The organism is Thermoanaerobacterium calidifontis (genome assembly GCF_055381745.1).
On sequence record NZ_AP042436.1, the window covers coordinates 585,114 to 601,413 of the forward strand.

Sequence of the window (16,300 nt, forward strand, 5' to 3'; positions counted from 1 at the left end):
GAGTGTAATATGAGGATTGGTGTTGATATAGGAGGGACAAACATAGCTGTTGGATTAGTCGACAAAGACGGTAAGATAGTAGCCACAGGATCAAGGCCTACAGAGCCTAAGAGAGGATATGCCGCCATTGCTAAAGATATTGCTGAAATTTCATTGGAGCTTGTGAAAAGATGTGGGCTTGATGTATCTCAAATTGAGGCTATGGGAATTGGTGTTCCAGGTGTTGCTGATAATGAAAAAGGCATTGTTTTAAGAGCTGTAAATCTCTATTGGACGAAGGTGCCGTTAGTAAAGGAGATACATAAATACATCGATGTGCCTATAAACATGGATAACGATGCAAATGTAGCTGCACTTGCAGAAGGCATATTTGGAGCTGGAAAAGGTACAAATTCGTCTGTCACCATAACATTAGGCACAGGTGTAGGCTCTGGATATATATTAAATGGCAAGGTGTTTAACGGGTCGCACCATTTTGCTCCTGAGCTGGGTCACATTGTGATTGGCGACAATGGGGTTTTGTGCAATTGCGGCAAGGTTGGCTGTCTTGAGACTTTTGCTTCTGCGACGGCTTTAATCAGAGAAGGCAAAAAAGCCGTCATGAAAAACAGCGATTCGCTTATACTTAAATTGGCTGGCGGTGAGATTGAATCCATAACGGCTAAAAATGTAATTGACGCTGCAAGACAATTTGACGAAACGGCAATGCTCATATTTGATGACTACGTAAAGCATCTTGCCATAGGAATCGTTAATATCATAAACATACTTGATCCAGAAGTTGTCATCATAGGCGGCGGCGTTGCCAATGCTGGTGATTTCCTTCTAAAGCCACTTAAAGAAGAAGTAAGCAAAAATATACTTTTCAAAGATCTGCCGTATGCTGACATCAGAAAGGCAGAGCTTGGAAATGATGCAGGAATAATAGGTGCGGCAATTCTCTAAGAAAAGGGGTTTTAATGTGAAGATTTATGAATTTTATGAAAAAAACGCAAATTTAAAGGATCACGTTGCCATAAAGTTTAAAGGTGAGACAATAACATACGGCGATTTGCCTAAATACGTAAATAGCTATGCATCCTATCTTCAATATTTAGGTGTCAAAAAAGGCGATAGAGTCATACTCAGTATGCCAAACTGCCCTGAATTTGTTTTTGCGTATTTAGGTTCCGCTAAGGCTGGAGCTATCACAATTCCTTTAAACCTCATGTACACTATGGAAGAAATCCAGTACGTCGTCAAAGAGTCTGGAGCGGATACGATTATAGTGCATCCAGTTGTACTTAAAAATGTGGATGTATCAGCTTTCGGCAAGCTAAATTTAAAAAACATAGTAGTCTTAAATGATGAAACAAAGCAAAAGATAATGAAACATGACGATTTTAAGCAAGTTGAGATAAATGATGATGAGGTCTGCACATACCTATACACATCTGGGACAACTGGTAAGCCAAAAGGCGCTATGCTTACGCATAGAAATTTTGAAGCTGATGTGGTAGCTATGGATGAAATATCTGATTTAGGTCCAGATGACAACTTTTTGTGTGTGCTGCCGCTTTTCCACAGCTTTTCATGGACGGTAAATGTACTGCTGGCACTGTACCTTGGAAGCACAGTTACTATCAAAGACAGCTTCATGCCGAAGGATACGTTGGAGACGCTTTTAAATGAAGATATAACGGTATTTTGCGGTGTTCCATCTATTTTTGCATTTTTGATTAGGATGGTGGAAAAAGGACAGTTTAAAGCATTAAGGCTTGCTATCTCAGGCGGTGCGCCGTTAGCGCCAGAAGTGCAAAGGGGATTTGAGGAAAAGTTTAATTTCCCTTTGGTTGAAGGATACGGATTGTCAGAAGCTGCGCCGGTGGCTTTGCTGAATCCGCTTGGAGCTGATGAAATAAGAAAGCCAGGCTCCATAGGACTTCCCCTTCCATGCAATGAAGCTAAAATAGTAGATGAGAATGACAATGAAGTGCCAGTTGGTGAGGTGGGAGAGCTTATTTTAAAAGGTTCCAACATAATGGTGGGATATCACAACATGCCTGAGGAAACAGCGAAAACCTTGCGAAATGGATGGCTTCATACAGGCGATCTTGCAAAAAAAGACGAAGATGGCTATTATTACATAGTTGATAGATTGAAAGACATGATCATCTTGGGAGGATTTAATGTATATCCAAGAGAAGTAGAAGAAGCCCTTATGGAGCACCCTGCAGTAAGAGAAGCTGCGGTCATTGGAGTTGGCGATAAATACAAAGGAGAGGAAGTAAAGGCGTTTATCGTGTTGGAGGATGGAAAGACTGCAGACAGAAAAGAGCTGCAAAGCTTCTTACACGACAAATTGGCAAAATATAAGATACCTAAGATATTTGAATTTGTCAATGAACTTCCTAAGAGCCCAACAGGAAAAGTGCTAAAGAAGTTGCTTAAATGATAAAAGCCACGTCATGAGCGTGGCTTTTTTTAGGACAAGTTTCAATTACGCAAAAATGGAAGCAAATAAAAGTTATTTGAAGGTAGATACGTCAAATTGCTGGAAATACAAAATTGGAAACAGCTATTGAAATTGACATGATGGAAAACTTGATTTATGATATTGATGTAATCCGTTACGTAAAATAGTTTTAGCAAGAGTTATTAATGGATTAAAATCAAGGAAATTTCACCAAAAATTATAGTAATCAATTACGAAGGAGCTGCCATGATAACGATAAAAGATGTTGCGCATAAGGTAAGAGGCGTTTAAAATGGCCATGTTATATAAATTATTGTTAAAAATATTATCAAAAATAAGGGTATAAACTTATTTATCTTTTTAAATTATTTCTGTTGATCTGTTGAAAAGAAGAGATATTTCATAAATAGTTTTGAATATTTATATAATAGTAAATGAAATGGTTTTATCTTGACAAGCTTAGTAATGTAATATATACTTTAATATATATTTATTACTAAATTACTAATATAAAATCTAACAAAAAATTTAAAAGGTTGATAAATAAATTCAGTTAATATATTATATTTCCTATAAAAAATGGCTATAATAATATACGCTTTTAAGAAATTAATTTCCTCATTAATGCTTAATCAAAAAATGTTATTTTTGAGGAGTGAAAATGAAGTTATGGATGATAAGTTGAAAATTGTAATTGCTGATGACGAACCTATGGTATGTGTGGTAATTCAAGATTCGATTGATTTTGATAAAATAGGTCTTGAACTAATAGGAGTAGCGTACGATGGGTTAAGTCTTTTAGACATTATTGTTCAACAAAAGCCAGACATTGTTATTACAGACATATGTATGCCTGGTATGGATGGACTTGATCTGATTGAAGAAGTTTCCAAAAAAAAGATTGAATGTAAATTTATTATAATAAGTGGTTACTCAGAATTTGATTATGCACATAAAGCTGTGAAATATAAAGTTGAAGATTATTTATTAAAGCCTATAAATGAGAACGAATTAAATGAAACACTTATAAATTTAAGAAATTCTATCATAGTACAACGTGAGCATCAAAACGCTGATTTATGGCTAGTAGAAGATAACAAGAAAAATAAAGAAGCACTTAAAAAATTGCTTATTTCCAATATTATCAATAACCGTAATTTTTCAAAAGACTTAGATTTAATTTCAAACGAATATGGGGTTTCAGCTTATGGTGGTATTTTCCAAGGTGTGATTGTAAAACTAGATATTTTAGAAAATACTTTGGAAAATGGAGTTGGTTTTGAAACATTACAATCTAAAATAGTAAAAATTTTTAATCAAATTTTCGGTTCGTATTGTTACGAGATTTTTGATTTGGTTGATAATAGTATCCTTTATCTTGCTATTAATTATGACATTAAGTTACAAAAAACTATATTTGAGGCTTATAAAGAGTTTTTTAATTATGCAAAGAACATAACTGATATTTTTAAAGGTTTGAAGATCACATTGGGAATAGGAAACCCTTATTCTGATATTTTAGATTTAAAAAAATCATTTGAAGAAGCAAAAAAGACAATCTATTATCGTATTACAATGGGTCTTGATCGAATTATATATTATTCACAAATACATTTCAAATCAAATTGTCTTGATATTCATGAAAGAACTATGCTTTTAGAGCGTGTTCGAAAGAGCTTTGAATCAATAAATATTGATGAATATGAAAAATGTATTACTAAGTTGTTTAATGATGCGTCATCAAATGTAGAAGAGATTGTTGAATTGTGCTTTGAAATTGTATCAATGTTTTTTGATATAAATCAGAGTTTAGGGAATGAAATAGAGAAAATAGAATACCAACGGTCTTTAATGCATCAAGGGATTATAAATTCTGTTTCGCTAATTCAGTTACGGAAACATATGATAAATGAAATTAAGAATTTAATGCTAAAATTATTAGATGATGTAAGAGAGAAAAATTCTAAACCGGTACGCGAGACTATTCGTTTCATTAAAGAACATTATCATGAAGATCTTGATCTTGAAAGTGTTTCTAAAGCTATTTATTTCAATCCAGTATATATTTCAAATATTTTCAAAAAAGAAACTGGTGAAAATTTTATTGACTTTCTTAATAAATATCGCATTGAGGTTGCAAAGGAAATGCTCCGTACTAGCAATTATAATATTAACGAAGTATCAAAAGCGGTGGGATTCAATGATTCTAAGTATTTTTCAAAGTTATTTCGAAAATTTGTAGGTTTGAAACCATCAGAGTATCGTAGAATTTATGGTGGGTGATTGATAATGGGTAAAATATATATTCTAACTGAAAAAAAATTAAAAAAAATAATTTCTGAAGAAATTGAGAAAAGCAATCAACAGTATGCAACTGATTTACAGAGAAATCTTGCAAACAAACAGATAAGTTTAGCAAGTTTGCAAAGTCAAATAAATCCACATTTTTTGTACAATGCTTTAGAATGTGTCAGAGGACGTGCGATTATTGATAGAGCTCCTGTAGTTGCAGATATGGTACAAGCTTTAGCAAGATATTTTCGATATAGTATCAATTCAAAGAACAATATTGTAACTATTGAAGAAGAGCTAGATAGTATTAAAAATTATGTAAAAATTCAGCAATTTAGATTTAATAATCGTTTTTATATTGACATTACTTATGACCCAGAGGATAATGTTCTTGAGGCAATAATTCCAAAATTAACGCTTCAACCTATTGTTGAAAATTCCATTCTTCATGGCTTTAAAAAAAAGATTGGTGATGCCCATATTAAGATTGAAATTGTTGCAACAAGAAAAAATATTAATATTGTAATTTCAGATGATGGTATTGGTATTAGTAAAGATAAACTTAAAATGTTAAATGAAAAAATATATCAATATAACATTTTAGAACAAGACAATAATCATGTTGGGATTGCGCTGCCAAATATTGATAAACGATTAAAGCTTTTTTTTGGTAATGAATATGGAATATATATATCAAGTATTGAAGGTGTTGGAACTGATGTTGAGGTTCATATACCTTATATCTTAAACTATGAAAAGGATGACGATAATATATGAAAAAAGAGATTCTTCGGGTTCAAAAGTTAAGCAAATCTAATCAAGGAAAGTATATTCTAAACAATTTTCACATGAATCTGTACGAAGGTGAGATACTTGGAATGATTGGTTTAAATGATTCAGGAAAGTCTCTCCTTCTGAATATTCTAAGTGGTAAAGAGCCTTGGGATAGTGGGATGATATTTTATGATGAGGAACCAATATCATGGTTGCAATTAAATAAAATAAATAAAATTCAATTGATTGATGATCAAGCTATATTAGTTCCAACGCTATCTGTGTTAGAAAATATTTTTATAATTCAAAAACATGCACATAAAAAGATTTTTATACGTTGGGGATTGTTAAAAAAACAATTCATTTATTATCTTGTTGAAGACTTAGGTATTAACATAGACTTAAAAAGAATTGTATCAACTTTATCAAATGCTGAACAACTTATGGTTAAAATAGTTAAAGCATATATTCTTGGCGCAAAAATTATAATAATTGAAAATATGATAGATTTTTTAACAAACGAGGAACAAAAAAAATTTCAATTTTTAATTAATAGGCTTAAGCAAAAAAAAATTTCATTTATTATAACAGGATATTATCTTGCTTTACTACGAAAATATGCAGATAGAATTTTATTTATTGATAAAGGTTCGAATGTGAAAATTTTTAAAAAGGTTGATATTGGAAATTTTGATGAGGATTTAATACTTTTAGGTGATACATCTCCAGAAAGTAAGCATTTTATAAAGAATACAAAAAAAAGGTTTGATGAAATAATATTTGAAGCATGTCATATTTCTACATGTCCTGAAGAAGATATTTCTTTTCAAATAAAACGTGGTGAAATAACAGTCATTTTAGATCTACATCATTCAACTAATGTTAATATAATAAATGCAATTTTAGGGAAAATAGAATACGATGGAAATTTTTGTTTTAATGGTAAAGTCACTTATAATATTGCTAAAAAACGGTCTTCAATAGTCATTGTTGATAATAAATTACGTGAGATTGAAGTTAAGAGTCTTGATTTAAAAGACAATTTATGTTTGTCTGCATTTCCTAGAATTTCGCGGTTTGGTTTTATTAATTTCAGACAAAGGAAACAAATTATGAATGATTTTTTAAAGATATATCGTGAACATGGCTTTCAATACGAGTTTGATATTCATAGTTTAACCCAATCTGAAGCGGTTGCTATATATATATATAGGATTCTAATACAAAAATGGAAATTACTTTTATGCACAGCTCCTGAATTACTGTTTAGCTATGAAACAATGAATTTAGTTAACGAGCAACTTCGCCTTATGACTGAAAATGGGCGGGCGATTTGCATTTTTGCATCTTCGATTGAACCATATATAAACTTGGCTGATTATTTTTACATTATTCAAAACGGTAAAGTTCAAGGGAAATATTCTTACGATGAATGTCAGCGGATTTTATTGTCTTCATTCAACAAATAAAAAATATTATCATATTTAAATAGTATTAGTATTTAGAAATTTTAATTTGTTACTTATAGACATTTGATGTGCTGTATACATTTCTCTAGTCTTTTGATGTAAATTCACGTCGATAATCATACCCTTCAATTTCCTGTAAAATTTATCTTGTATAATAAATTTTACAGTTTTTTTGTGAAAAGTGGATTACTTTTTCGTTAATACAGAACCACTTTTTAGCTCACTTTTATATTATTAACATATATTATTTTACTGTTTGTTTATATTATATCATAATAAATCTTTAATTTGGACACCTATTCTGTAAATAGATACCTTGTTGTGGAGAACAGTTTTGATAAAATAAAGGTGTCAAGTGAAATTAATCAAATTATTATTAAAGGAGGGAGCCAATGAATGAAAAGGATTTTTTCCTTAATAGTTGTGTGTTTTATGATTTTAGGACTTGTTACTGGATGTGCTTCTGGTACAAACAAAACAAATAATAAAACGAGCACTTCTTCAGAAAACAATTCCAAAAACTCCGGAACATCGACTAATGGTAAGATTGACGTTGCTGTATCTTTAGCTGATGCGAGCGACTACTACATTGGAACAATGGTGGGTGCAAAAGTTGTTGATGCGTTTAAAAAAGCAGGTGCAAATGTTGATGTACTTGACGCTGCGTCTCAAGTGACAACTCAGTTACAACAAATCCAGAATGCTGTTACTAAAGGTGCAAAAATTATCTATGTGTTTCCGGCTGGCAATGGGGAAGCGTACACAGATACATTACGTAAGGCTCGTGAAGCCGGTGTGAAAGTAATGGTAAGCAACAATAAACCTGGCGATGGTTCTTATGATGTTTATGTTGGTAGCGAGGAATTTTACATGGGTGCAATGCAGGCAGCTATGGTTACTCAATGGATAAACAATACTATGCCACAAGCTAAAGAAGTTAAGGCATTAATTTTAGAAGCCCATTTAAATCAAACTATGGCCCGTCGCTGTCTTGGTATGAGATTGATCAGCGAAAAGTTTTTGAGGAAAGCAGATCTTACAAATATGAGGTTTGTAAAGACTCAGGGGCCAACTGTGTATTATAAAGATTCCGATGGAACTGTGAAAAAAGTTGATGAACCTACAGGTGGTCTTATACTTGATAAGAATGGTTATGCAATTCTAAATCCTTTCTACGATCCGCGCGTTAAATTAATAGAGACAGCTAACAGAACGTCTGTTGGTTATACTGCAACTGAAGCACAGGCAGCATTAGATAATGCTGTTACTAATGGAAATAATGATATACAAGTAATTATGGCTTATGGAAATATAGGAATTCCTTTAAGTGATAAAGTTATTCAAATGAGCAAAGCAGGTAGATTTAAGTATGACTTAAGCAAGATGGCAGTATTTTGCTCTGATGCTACGGATGCAAATTTGAAAGCTATTTCTCAAAGTTCTAATAATACTACAGTCTTGCGTGGTGTAATGGCTTCGGGTGATTTGGTGAAAACCTTATGCGATTATGCGGCAAAGCTAGTTAAAGGTCAACCTGTTCTGAGAATAACTATGGAGCCTCTAAGCTATGTGATGGCTGATTCTACAGGCCAAGTAAAAACTGTATACTATCATGATCAGTTGACACCTTATATTGAGCAAATATTTGGTCAAAGTAACTAATCATTAAAAAGACTACTAATATAGTTGATGAAAATCCTGCTGTATAATGATTGTTAAGTTTTTACGATTGTTATGCAGCAGGAAAGTAAAAAGGGGGTAACTATGAAGAAAAAAGTATTATCTTTAAAGAATATTAGAAAAGAATTTGGAGGTGTTATTGCTCTTGATGATTTCTCGATCGATTTTTATGCAGGTGAAGTACATGCTTTATTAGGAGAAAATGGTGCTGGTAAGTCAACTTTAATTAAGATAATTGCTGGAGCTATTGCTCCTGATGGTGGAACTATTGAGTTCACAGATGGGATTATTCACAGTGCTCTTGATCCATTTATGGCTAAAAAATATGGAGTGGAAGTAGTTTATCAAGAATTTAATTTAGTTAATTGTCTTTCGGTAGCAGAGAATATATGTTTTGGAGAAAGACATGGAAAATTTGTTGATTATCAATATATGAATAAGGTGGCTCAAAAGGCATTTGAATTATTTGAAGTCGATATTGATCCGAGTGAATATGTATATGAACTTCCATCTTCAAAGCAGCAGATTGTGGAGATTTCGAAAGCTATATTTCGGAACGCAAAGATATTAATTTTAGATGAACCTTCGGCCCCCCTTACGAATGCAGAAGTTGAAAAAATGTTCAAAGCTGTTAGACAACTCAAAGAAGAAGGTGTATGTATAATTTATATAACTCACCGTATGGAAGAGCTGTTTCAGATTGCAGATAAGGTAACTATAATGAGAGATGGTAAATATATTGCTACTGTTTCTACTGAGAATACAAGCCGTGAGGAACTTGTTAAATACATGGTTGGTAGAGAATTAAAGGAGTGTTTTCCACAAAGATCTATACCTTCTGAAGAAGTGGTTTTAAAGGTAGAAAATATGAGTGGAAATGGGTTTGAAAATGTATCTTTTGAGCTTCATAAAGGTGAAATTTTAGGAGTGGCAGGATTAGTAGGTGCAGGTAGGAGTGAATTAGCAAGAGCAATATATGGGGCTGATAAAAAAAGATCTGGTAAAGTGTATGTTAAGGGGAAACTTCTTAATATATCTTCGCCTAATAAAGCAATAAATTATGGAGTTGGGATGATTCCTGAAGATAGAAAGCGTCATGGGTGTTTGTTAACGAGGAGTGTCTTAACTAACGTTTCATTATCAGTTCTAAAGAAAATAAGTAGATTAGGTTTTGTTAATAAAAAGAAAGAAAAGGCGATTGTTGAGAAATACGTTAGAGAACTCAATATCAAAACACCTAGTTTAGAACAAAATGTAGGAAATCTTTCGGGAGGTAATCAACAGAAAGTAGTTTTAGCTAAAGTGCTGGCAACAGATTGTTCAATTATCATTTTTGATGAGCCAACACGTGGCATTGATGTAGGAGCAAAGCAGGAAATATATAGATTAATGGCAGAGATCGTAGCAGAAGGAAAAGCTATTTTAATGATAACTTCTGAAATGGAGGAACTTATTGGGATGAGTGATAGAATTTTAGTGCTTTATGAGGGGAAAATGCAGGGTATACTTGATAAAAATGAATTTAGCCAAGAGAGGATTCTTGAAATGGCTTCAGGTATTTAATTTAGAAAAGTGAGGGAGAGCTTGTGAATAAAAGTGCATTAATGGGTTATTTTAATAAGTTTGTGAAAAAGTATGCATTATTGTTTAGTTTCATATTTATAATAATTATTTTTGGTATTGTAAATCCGAGATTTATGTCTTGGATGAATATCAGTAATGTTATTATACAATATACTTATATAATGGTAATTGCTGTAGGTATATCATTTGTTATGATGGGCGGTTCACTGGACCTTTCTGTTGGGTATCAGATTTCAGTAATAGGTGTTTTAACTGGACGCTTAATGACAGCATTAAATATGCCTGTATGGGTTGCTGTTATTGTTGGTATTCTTGCAGGTATGGCAATGGGATTATTTAATGGTGGAGTTGCAGTAATGCTAAAAATTGATCCTTTGGTTGTTACAATTGCATCAATGTCGATATTTAAAGGTATTTCCAATTTAATTTCTTTAGGTTTATCTTATAACAATTTTCCTAGTTCTTTCAGATTAATAACTGAAGGAGTGTTTTTAGGGATCCCTTTTGATGTATGGACCGCTATTATTGCTGTGGCTATTGCGAGTATAGTTTTTAACTTTACGTATTTTGGCAGATATGTTAAAGCGGTAGGCGGAAATATTGAAGCAACAAGACTTTCAGGTGTTAATGTAAATAAAGTTAGGATTTTAACTTTTATGATAAGTGGTTTCTTTGTTGCGATTGCTTCCTTCATATACATGTCAAAATTATCAACAATGAATTCTTCGTATGGACCTGGTAATGAAATGACGGCAATAACTGCAGCGATTTTAGGTGGTATTTCGTTTAATAGTGGTGAAGGTAAAATATGGGGCTTGGTAGTTGGTGTCTTTATGCTTGCAGTTATTGAAAATGGCATGCAGTTAGCTGGCTGGAATCAATATATTCAATATATATTAGAAGGGCTAATTCTTATTATAGCAATTGGTTTTGATATATATCAACGTAGTACTCAAAAAACAAAAAAAATAAGAGTAAAAAATAATAAATAAAAATAAAAAAAATTAAAATTTGGAGGTTATGATTATGAGAAAGGTTAAAATTGGAATCATTGGATGTGGTGGAATAGCAAACCATAAACACATGCCTTCTCTTGTAAAATGCGGTGATATGTGTGAAATAATTGCATTTTGTGACATTATTGAAGAAAGGGCTGTTAAAGCAGCAAAAGAGTTTGGTGGACCTGATGCAAAAGTTTATACTGATTACCGAGAATTGTTAGAAAATAAAGAAATTGAGGTAGTCCATGTATGTACGCCTAATGTATCACACAGCCAGATAACAGTCGATGCTTTTGCTGCTGGAAAACATGTATTGTGTGAAAAGCCAATGGCACATAATACTGAAGATGCTCGAAAAATGATTGAAGCATGGAAAAGGTCTGGTAAAAAATTTACTATTGGGTATCAAAACAGATTTAGACCAGAAGTTCAAATGTTGAAAAAATGTGTTGATAATGGAGATTTAGGAGAAATATACTATGGAAAAGCACATGCTATTAGAAGAAGAGCAGTTCCTAATTGGGGAGTATTTCTTGACAAAGAAAAGCAAGGTGGAGGTCCTCTTATTGATATTGGCACACATGCATTAGATCTTACACTCTGGATGATGAATAATTATGAACCTGTGAGTGTTTCTGGAACTGTATTTTATAAATTAGGTACTATGGCTGAAGCGACTGAGGGAAATTTGTGGGGACCCTGGGATTACACGAAATATAATGTTGAAGATTCTGCGTTTGGCTTTGTTAAAATGAAAGATGGTTCACTTGTTAATATTGAAGCATCTTGGGCATTAAATGTACTTGACTCTAGAGAAGCTTCTACAACTTTATGTGGTACAAAAGCAGGTGCAGAAATTCGCTCAGGAATGAGTTATCCTACGGATACGGTAATATTTAATAGAAGTAGAGCTGGAATGCTAGTAGAGGAGACACTAAGTCCAAAAGGTAATGTTGCTTATTTTGAAGGAATAAATTTACCGCCTGGAATTGCAGAGGCAAAACAATGGCTTGAAGCAATTATATATGATAAAGAACCATTGGTTAAGCCGGAGGAGGCATTTGTAGTTACTCAAGTTTTAGATGCAGTTTATAAATCAGCAAAGGATGGAAAAGAAATTATTTTAAGATAAGGGTTGATATTTATGAAAATGAGATTAGGTGTTGTTGGTCATGGCTTTGTTGGTTCGAGACATGTTACATTGATTAATAGTTTTGATGAATTAGAGTGTGTTGCAGTTTGCGATGTGGATTTTTCTAGACTTGATGGACTGGATAAAAAAATCAAGCGTTATACTGATATTGATTCATTGTTAGCAGATGATTCAATAGATGGAGTTGTTATAGCTACTCCTAATAAATTTCATAAAGAACATGTAATTAAAGCAGCAAATGCTGGAAAGCATATTATATGTGAAAAGCCTGTCGCTCTTTCTGTATCAGATTTTGATGAAATGATGAGAGCTGTAAAAAGTAATGGTGTTATGTTTACGGCTCATCAGCAACGTAGGCTTGATGCGGATTTTCAAACTGTGAAGCGAATTTATGATAATGGACTTCTTGGAGATGTTTATCTTATCAAGAGTACTCTGTATGGGTTTTATGGATACATGCATGATTGGCATGTATATAAATCTGAAGGTGGTGGTATGCTGCTTGATTGGGGTGTACATTTAATTGATCAAATATTATATATGATTAATAGTCCTCTTAAGACAGTCTTTGCAGATATTCGCAATATAATTAACTTTGAGGTAGATGATTATTTTAAAATCATATTAAGATTTGAAAATATGGTAACAGCCGAAATTGAACTTGGAACATATATGCTTTCAGACAAAGAAGGGTGGTTTCCAAGGCACTGGTATATGTGTGGAAATAAAGGCTGTTTGTATGTTGACAAATTTATTCCACAAGGTCGTATAGTACGTACTTCAAGGCTTTTGACTGATATACGCGATGAAGCTGGTAGATACTGTGGACCAACTCGTTCATTTGGTGAGCCGGAGGAAGGGGTAATTATTACTGAGGAGATTCCAGAGGTAAAAACAGATCCTATGAGAGATTTCTACGTCAATTATATCAAGGCTGTTAAAGGCGAAGAAGATTTTCTTATCAAACCTAATGAATTACGAAGAGTATTAAAAGTTATGGAAGCTGTTAGAGAGTCTGCTGCTACAATGAGTAGTGTTGCTTTTGACGAGTAGCTTATTCAATGAAAGATTATCATTTTATAAAAATGTAGGGGGATGGCTATGAAATTAGGATTTGTTAGTGCGATTTTTAGCTTGTATACATTTGAGGAAGTAATTGACTTTGCAGCTGATAATGCCTTTGAGTGTGTTGAAATAGCATGTTGGCCTAAAGGAAAAGCAGAGAGAAGATATGCGGGTGTATCACACATTGATGTAGATGAAATTGACGAACAAAAGGTTGAGTATATTAAAGATTATTGCCGAAGGAAAAATGTAAAAATTTCTTCTCTGGCGTATTATCCTAATATAATGGATTCGAACCTTGAGAAAAGAGCATTATCTATTGATCATCTAAAGAAAGTTATTTTAGCTAGTGCCAAATTGAATGTAAATATGGTTACGACGTTCATTGGAAGAGATCAGAATAAAAGTGTAGAAGAGAATTTAGAATTATTTAAAGAAATTTGGCCTCAGATTATTAAATTAGCAGAAGAAAACAAAGTAAAAATTGCAATTGAAAACTGCCCAATGCTATTTGGGCGTGACCAATGGCCTGGAGGACAGAATCTGGCAACGACTCCAAGGATATGGCGAGAGATGTTTGACGTAATTCGAAGTGACTATTTTGGTTTAAATTATGATCCATCCCACTTTGTATGGCAGATGATGGATTACACAAAACCGATTTACGAATTTAAAGATAAGATTTTTCATGTTCATTTTAAAGATATTAAAGTGTATAAAGATAAATTGAATGATGTGGGAATAATGTCATATCCTTTAGATTTTATGACACCGAAGATACCAGGATTAGGTGATGTCAATTGGAGCAAGTTTGTAAGTACACTTACTGATATTGGTTATAATGGTTATGCGTGTATAGAAATTGAAGATAAGGCATTTGAAGGAAGTGATGAAAGAATTAGAGATTCTCTTATTTTAAGCCAGAGGTATTTGAAGCAGTTTGTTATTTAGTCACGAGAGATATGAGCCAGAATTAGAAAGTTGAGTAAAAACATGAACGAAAATATTACTATAAATAGGAGGGAAAGATTTTGTTTGATAATTATCTTGTGAGGCGTGATAGCCTTGAGAACGTATATGATGAAAATGGCAGAGCGGTTGGTTTCAAATTTGCAGTTAGAAATGCAAATTATAGAGGTGTTTTTCTTTCATTGCATAATGGTTATTATATAAAAATGGATGGAATTTTATATCCTAGAGAAAAACAGAAATTTGAGATAAATGGAAAGCCTCCTCGCGATTTTGAGGAGATAAAGAAGGCAGTTTATGAACATTGGGATTTTGATGATGAAGGAATAGTTTATGTTGAAAAGGATGGAGGGTTAGCTCCTGGGAAACATATATTAGAAATTCAACAATCTGTTCTGGCTGCTTATGGATATATGCCTACAGATGAAGAATGGGTTAAAAATCCACCGATTCCTGGATCTGGGGCAGGTTCAGATAAAACTGTATCTATTGTAACTTTTGAATTGGAATTAAAAGAAGGAGGTGGTAAATGATGAGTCAAATAAAAAGAGGAGTATCTTTTTATAGCTATCAACAAACGCAATTTTTCAAACAGTTGAATTTAGAAGGAATGATTAGGGAAGTTTCGGAGAACCTTTATGGTGCAGATGGGATTGAAATTCTTGATGAAATGTCTATTAGAAAATATCCAACTCCTACCGAAGAATTTATTGAACAATGGCATTCATGGCTTGAAAAATATAAGGTAGTTCCTGTTACAATGGATGTTTTTATGGATGTTTTACAGTTTCGTGATCATGTAATGACATATCATGAGTGTGCAGAGAGGCTGAAAGGAGATATTCGCCTTGCTAAAAGGCTTGGATTTAAAAATGTAAGAACTTTAGCAGTTGTTCCTATTGAAATACTGATTGAAGCGTTACCAGTTGCTGAAGAATGTGATATTAAAATCGGAAAAGAAATACACAATCCTATTCCATTAAACGGTAAATATGTACAAGAAATTGTCGAATTTGTTAATAAAACAGGGACAAAACATTTAGGAATAGTTCCTGACATGGGAATTTTTCAACATCAACCATCGGATGTTAAATTAGATTGGATGATACGCCATGGTGCAAGTAGAGAATCTGTAGATGTAGTTATGGAGGTATGTGAAGATATTCGTGCAAATAAGGGACCTTTAAGTGGCATTGATTTATCATTTGAATCTGCAGGAAATATTGAAGTGAATTTTCATAGATACTTAAAAACAGGTGAGGTAGGAAAAGACTTTAAAGAAGCTTTTGAGGCTGTTAAGGCATTAACGGATTCTAAAATAATCAGTCCGACAGAAATGGATTATGAAGTTGTGTTCCAATCATTGTTATTTTCTCGTACTAAGCCTGAAGATCTAAAACCGTTAGTACCGTATGTAGTAAGCATACATGGTAAATTCTATCACATGACCGAAATTCCTGGTCAACCTGGAGAATACGAAGACAAATCCATTGACTATGATGGGCCAATATCTGTTCTAAAAAGCGCAGGTTATAATGGATATATAAATTCGGAATATGAGGGACAACGTTGGTTTCAAGATTTGCCTTTTGAACAACTTGCGAATGAAGTAGATGAAGTACGTAAGCATCAGAAAATGTTAAAAAGATTGCTTGGAGAATAATTGACATAAAATTGTGTAGTAAAATTTTAAAAGCAATGAATATAAAATTTTAAGATAAAAATAATAGTCAATTATGGGATTTCCTCTTTTAATGTCTGATGATGTTATAATAAAAGATTTCGCATTAAAAGCGGGAAATCCTATATATCAGCAAAATTGTATGGTTATAACAAAAATATATATCTTAAAATAATT

13 protein-coding genes are annotated in these 16,300 nt (G+C 32.9%); all 13 read left to right on the plus strand.

The window, feature by feature from the left end:
• The first annotated feature begins 9 nt into the window (after positions 1-9).
• The 13 genes from ACZ42G_RS03055 (at position 10) to ACZ42G_RS03115 (ending at position 16,105) form a co-directional block, all read left to right on the plus strand.
• Positions 10-945, plus strand: a complete 936-nt coding sequence (locus ACZ42G_RS03055) for an ROK family protein (protein WP_464851328.1) — start codon at positions 10-12, stop codon at positions 943-945.
• Positions 946-961: 16 nt separating this feature from the next.
• On the plus strand, positions 962-2,434 hold the full coding sequence (locus ACZ42G_RS03060) for a long-chain-fatty-acid--CoA ligase (protein ID WP_464851329.1): 1,473 nt from the start codon (positions 962-964) through the stop codon (positions 2,432-2,434).
• Positions 2,435-3,034: 600 nt separating this feature from the next.
• On the plus strand, positions 3,035-4,738 hold the full coding sequence (locus ACZ42G_RS03065) for a response regulator transcription factor (protein WP_464851331.1): 1,704 nt from the start codon (positions 3,035-3,037) through the stop codon (positions 4,736-4,738).
• Positions 4,739-4,744: 6 nt separating this feature from the next.
• The gene (locus tag ACZ42G_RS03070; RefSeq protein ID WP_464851333.1) at positions 4,745-5,524 is read left to right on the plus strand and encodes a sensor histidine kinase; all 780 of its coding nucleotides are present in this window, start codon (positions 4,745-4,747) and stop codon (positions 5,522-5,524) included.
• Positions 5,521-6,990 carry an ATP-binding cassette domain-containing protein gene (locus tag ACZ42G_RS03075; RefSeq protein ID WP_464851335.1) on the plus strand — a complete coding sequence of 490 codons (1,470 nt, stop codon included), beginning with the start codon at positions 5,521-5,523 and terminating at the stop codon, positions 6,988-6,990. The genes ACZ42G_RS03070 and ACZ42G_RS03075 overlap by 4 nt, the downstream gene beginning before the upstream one ends.
• 396 nt (positions 6,991-7,386) lie before the next feature.
• Positions 7,387-8,652, plus strand: a complete 1,266-nt coding sequence (locus ACZ42G_RS03080) for a substrate-binding domain-containing protein (RefSeq protein ID WP_464851337.1) — start codon at positions 7,387-7,389, stop codon at positions 8,650-8,652.
• A 102-nt stretch (positions 8,653-8,754) separates the two neighbouring features.
• On the plus strand, positions 8,755-10,233 hold the full coding sequence (locus tag ACZ42G_RS03085) for a sugar ABC transporter ATP-binding protein (protein WP_464851339.1): 1,479 nt from the start codon (positions 8,755-8,757) through the stop codon (positions 10,231-10,233).
• 23 nt (positions 10,234-10,256) lie between these two features.
• On the plus strand, positions 10,257-11,246 hold the full coding sequence (locus ACZ42G_RS03090; protein ID WP_464851341.1) for an ABC transporter permease: 990 nt from the start codon (positions 10,257-10,259) through the stop codon (positions 11,244-11,246).
• Positions 11,247-11,274: 28 nt separating this feature from the next.
• The gene (locus ACZ42G_RS03095; protein ID WP_464851343.1) at positions 11,275-12,387 is read left to right on the plus strand and encodes a Gfo/Idh/MocA family protein; all 1,113 of its coding nucleotides are present in this window, start codon (positions 11,275-11,277) and stop codon (positions 12,385-12,387) included.
• 12 nt (positions 12,388-12,399) lie between these two features.
• Complete coding sequence (locus ACZ42G_RS03100) at positions 12,400-13,461, plus strand: Gfo/Idh/MocA family protein (RefSeq protein ID WP_464851345.1); 1,062 nt, start codon at positions 12,400-12,402, stop codon at positions 13,459-13,461.
• Between the two features lie 48 nt (positions 13,462-13,509).
• On the plus strand, positions 13,510-14,424 hold the full coding sequence (locus tag ACZ42G_RS03105; RefSeq protein WP_464851347.1) for a sugar phosphate isomerase/epimerase family protein: 915 nt from the start codon (positions 13,510-13,512) through the stop codon (positions 14,422-14,424).
• An 80-nt stretch (positions 14,425-14,504) separates the two neighbouring features.
• The gene (locus ACZ42G_RS03110) at positions 14,505-14,975 is read left to right on the plus strand and encodes a C-glycoside deglycosidase beta subunit domain-containing protein (protein WP_464851349.1); all 471 of its coding nucleotides are present in this window, start codon (positions 14,505-14,507) and stop codon (positions 14,973-14,975) included.
• Positions 14,975-16,105 (plus strand): sugar phosphate isomerase/epimerase family protein, encoded by a 1,131-nt coding sequence (locus ACZ42G_RS03115; protein ID WP_464851351.1) that lies wholly within the window; start codon positions 14,975-14,977, stop codon positions 16,103-16,105. The genes ACZ42G_RS03110 and ACZ42G_RS03115 overlap by 1 nt, the downstream gene beginning before the upstream one ends.
• The last annotated feature ends 195 nt before the right edge of the window (positions 16,106-16,300 follow it).

Coding starts and splice junctions, on each gene's coding strand:
- ACZ42G_RS03055 (WP_464851328.1), top strand. CDS start 10: ATGAGGATTGGTGTTGATATAGGAGGGACAAACATAGCTGTTGGATTA.
- ACZ42G_RS03065 (WP_464851331.1), top strand. CDS start 3,035: ATGGCTATAATAATATACGCTTTTAAGAAATTAATTTCCTCATTAATG.
- ACZ42G_RS03070 (WP_464851333.1), top strand. CDS start 4,745: ATGGGTAAAATATATATTCTAACTGAAAAAAAATTAAAAAAAATAATT.
- ACZ42G_RS03075 (WP_464851335.1), top strand. CDS start 5,521: ATGAAAAAAGAGATTCTTCGGGTTCAAAAGTTAAGCAAATCTAATCAA.
- ACZ42G_RS03080 (WP_464851337.1), top strand. CDS start 7,387: ATGAAAAGGATTTTTTCCTTAATAGTTGTGTGTTTTATGATTTTAGGA.
- ACZ42G_RS03085 (WP_464851339.1), top strand. CDS start 8,755: ATGAAGAAAAAAGTATTATCTTTAAAGAATATTAGAAAAGAATTTGGA.
- ACZ42G_RS03095 (WP_464851343.1), top strand. CDS start 11,275: ATGATTATGAGAAAGGTTAAAATTGGAATCATTGGATGTGGTGGAATA.
- ACZ42G_RS03100 (WP_464851345.1), top strand. CDS start 12,400: ATGAAAATGAGATTAGGTGTTGTTGGTCATGGCTTTGTTGGTTCGAGA.
- ACZ42G_RS03105 (WP_464851347.1), top strand. CDS start 13,510: ATGAAATTAGGATTTGTTAGTGCGATTTTTAGCTTGTATACATTTGAG.
- ACZ42G_RS03115 (WP_464851351.1), top strand. CDS start 14,975: ATGAGTCAAATAAAAAGAGGAGTATCTTTTTATAGCTATCAACAAACG.